This is a genomic window from Aureibaculum marinum (assembly GCF_003813905.1).
Lineage (GTDB): Bacteria > Bacteroidota > Bacteroidia > Flavobacteriales > Flavobacteriaceae > Aureibaculum > Aureibaculum marinum.
The window spans coordinates 1-3,903 of record NZ_RPFJ01000052.1; the positions used below are offsets into that span (position 1 = coordinate 1).

Consider the following 3,903-nt stretch of genomic DNA (forward strand, 5'->3'; position numbering starts at 1 on the left):
AAGCCACACAATCTCAATTAATTCAATCTGAAAAAATGGCAAGTTTAGGAGAATTGACTGCGGGTATTGCTCATGAAATTCAAAACCCATTAAACTTTGTCAATAATTTTTCTGAAGTAAGTACTGAACTTATTGATGAAATGAATGAAGAACTTGATAAAGGCGATTTAGAAGAAGTCAAATTCATTGCCAAAGACATTAAACAAAACCTTGAAAAAATTAATCATCATGGTAAACGTGCTGATGGTATCGTAAAAGGGATGCTACAGCACAGTAGAAAAAATACAGGTAAAAAAGAACCTGCGGACATCAACAAGTTAGTAGACGAATATCTTAGATTAGCTTATCATGGTTTAAGAGCGAAAGACAAAAGCTTTAATGCTGAATTGATAACCAACTTTGATGAAAGTATTGGTCTCGTAAATATTATACCACAAGACATTGGCCGTGTGATTCTCAATTTGATTACCAACGCTTTTTATGCCGTTAATGAGAAGAAACAACAAGATAAAAAGTTTAAACCGATTGTATCTGTCAGCACTAAAAAGACAGGAGACAACATAGAAGTAAGCATTTCAGATAACGGTAACGGTATCCCTAAAGACATCGTTAATAAAATTTTTCAACCTTTCTTTACCACAAAGCCCACTGGGCAAGGTACAGGCTTGGGCTTAAGTATGAGCTATGATATTATTACAAAAAGTCATGGCGGTGAGTTAAAAGTAGAAACAAAGGAAGGGATAGGTACAAAATTTTCTATTATATTTACAAATACAACCACATCCAAATGAAAATCAACCGATTAGTAAAACGTTTTATCTTTATTACATGTCTTGTTTTTGGCCTGCTTTTAATATCGTGTAAAACAAACAGTAAATCAGAAACAGAAACCACTGTAGGAGATTATAAAGCCCCTGAAACTATCCCTTTACAGTTTACAGAGCCTGAACCGTTTGAATGGGAAAACATTACCAATGACACTTTAACAACCCCTGTAACCTACTCTTTAAATGTTGATGCCCTGCCGAGTAAACCCTTTGAATTAAATCAATTCAAACCCTTGAAAGCTCCAATAAAGGAATACGATTTAGACTGGGACAACGTACCCTCCATAAAATTAAAGCTAGATTCTGTACCTTTTACTGTTACAAAATCCACCATTAAAAAGCCTACCATCACTAAAATGAAGGCTCCTGTTATTATGGAAGGGACCAAAACCAACCTATTACAACTTTCTGTAAATGAAGGCTTAATCACTAATGAAATAACTTCTATAATAGAAACAGAAGACGGGGAAATTTGGATGGGCTCTACCTCCACATTATCAACAGCGTCTACCTTAACACGCTACGATGGTGAAAATGCCTTTACCTATGATTATCCACGAGTTGTTGACATGACATTTGACCAATTAGGAAGACTTTGGATAGTAACTGTATTCAACGACATTCATGTGTTAGATTTTGAAAAAGATATAGCCTACAAAATAAAACCTTCTGTTGCAGAATTTATAGGCGTAGATATAGCATGTGACCATAATGGAACAATGTACATTGCTTCTTACACAGGTGGATTTTATACCATAGATGAAACGATGAAAAACTTACAACAATTAGAAAATGTAAGTAGCTCCTCTTTCACGATTTTAGAGGATCGTCAAAATAATTTATGGCTTGGATTTATAGACGGTTTGGTTGTATTAAACAAGGAACGAACCTCCTTTAAAAAAATGCCTAGCACTCCCCTTTTTAGTTCTAGCTTCATGGTTTTTGATATAAAAGAGGATAAAATGGGTGCTATATGGATATGTCAAATGGATAGTAAACCAGAGCGTTTACAAGATACGGCGTCTGAAGTATTGCGAATATCATTAAAAAACAAAAAAATAAATGTACTTTCTGATGAAAATGGATTTAACCTACCAGGCCATAGGATAGAACAAGATAGCCATGGAAACTTTTGGATTGCAGGTGAAGATAAAATGTTCGTTTTACATCACAACCTAAAGCAATTTAAAACTATAGAAACAAATAGTACTATGATTGGTGGACCAACAAGAACTGGTCTTTTAAAAAGAAAAGATGGATCCTTATGGATGGGTACAATAGATAAAGGTGTAATTATAACAAATGAATACACACTTCATACAGAATATTTGAGTACAGCTGATGGATTATTAAATAATGAAGTTTGGGAAATAGAAGAAAACTCTAGAGGAGAGCTATGGTTAGGAGTAAGAGGAGGCATTACTATTATTGACCCACAACTGAATACCTTAAAAACGTTAACGAATAAGCAAATAAAAGGTATCGATATTAATTCGATTAATTATATAAAAGAAATTTCTAAAGATATTTATTTTATACAAAATGGGTATGGTTTTATCATTTTTGACAGACAACAAAATAAAATCACCCAACATACTGGTAATGAGAACCTAAACTTAAGAGTTTCTGGATTTGCAGCATTAAACGAACATCAGTTTATGATATACAATTCAACAGGTTTGTATACATACGATATAAAAAATAATAACTTAAAAAAATTAATCTCTAAAACAGATCCAAATATATTACAAACCTTATTTGCTATTAAAATAGTTTATGATGGTTCAGAAATACTTTGGGTTCCAACGCAAAACAAAGGTTTAGCAAAAGTGAATTTAAAGAACAATACCATTAGCTATTTAGGAACAAAAGAGGGTCTCTGTGATAATAACGTGGGTGTAGTCAACTTTTCAGAGGAAGGTGAATTATGGGTAACAACGCTTAACGGTATTGCTATTTTAAATTTTGAAGAAAACGCACTTACCAATTTAAAAGAAGAAAACGGATTAGTACCTGACGAAATGTATGATATCGTTGAAAAAGACGATAAAATGTATGCCGCAAGTGCAAATGGTCTAATTCCAATTGAAAAATCGTCGGTAAAAACGACTGACACCGGATTTTACAACTATAACGGAGGCTTTGGGTTTAAAGCCAATGATTATTTATCAGGCTCTAGTAAATTTCTTAAAAATGGACAGTTTTGGGCAGGTGTTGTTGATCTCGCAAATGTATACAAGCTTGTAGTAATGAACAGTGTCCCGAAACCAGATAGTACCTTAAGTACGGTTCATATTAATAATATGTTCGTGTTAGATGAGAATCTAAAGTTTGACAATAAAGCGGATAATGACTCTCTTTCCAAAACATCCTCATCCCATTCCAACACGAAAAATATGAAATGGGATTCGATTAAAAAGCCCTATAGTATTCCTATTGGCCTTGTGCTACCCTTTAATCAAAACAGTTTAAGTTTTAGTTATTCCAGTGGAGATGTTTTTAATAGAAACCAACTTACGTATCGCTTTATTTTAGATGGCGAAGATTTAGATTGGACCTATGCTGGATCGACTACAAAAACAAAGAATTACTATAATTTAGAGCCTGGTGAATATACTTTTAAAGTGGCTTCGAGAAGTTTTAATAAGCAATGGTCTACACCAGATGTAATGACATTCCATATTAGTCCGCCTTGGTGGCAAACCTGGTGGGCTTATTTAATTTTTGGACTTATAATTGCCAGCATTTTGAGAATTTATATAGCTTTTAGAGCTCGAAAATTAACCCGAGAAAATAAATTTTTGGAAGAGAAAGTTAAGGAAAGAACGAATGAGCTAGAAGCTTCTATTGAAGATTTAAAAGCTACACAATCACAGCTGATTCAGTCTGAAAAAATGGCAAGTTTAGGTGAATTAACGGCAGGTATAGCCCATGAAATTCAGAACCCATTAAATTTTGTAAATAATTTTTCTGAAATTAATGTAGAACTAATTGACGAGATGCAAGAGGAATTAAAAGTGGGTAACTTCGAAGAAGTAATAGAGATTTCTAATGATATTAAGGAAAATCAAAAAAA

At 33.3% G+C, this 3,903-nt stretch carries 2 protein-coding genes; both read left to right on the forward strand.

Translation table 11 applies throughout. The annotated features are described in order from the left end of the window. On the forward strand, positions 1–791 hold a 791-nt coding region (locus tag EGM88_RS14360; protein ID WP_123899122.1), incomplete at its 5' end, for a sensor histidine kinase. Further along, positions 788–3,903 (forward strand): two-component regulator propeller domain-containing protein (locus EGM88_RS14365; RefSeq protein WP_317126551.1); only part of this gene is annotated, 3,116 nt, incomplete at its 3' end. The genes EGM88_RS14360 and EGM88_RS14365, both read left to right, overlap by 4 nt.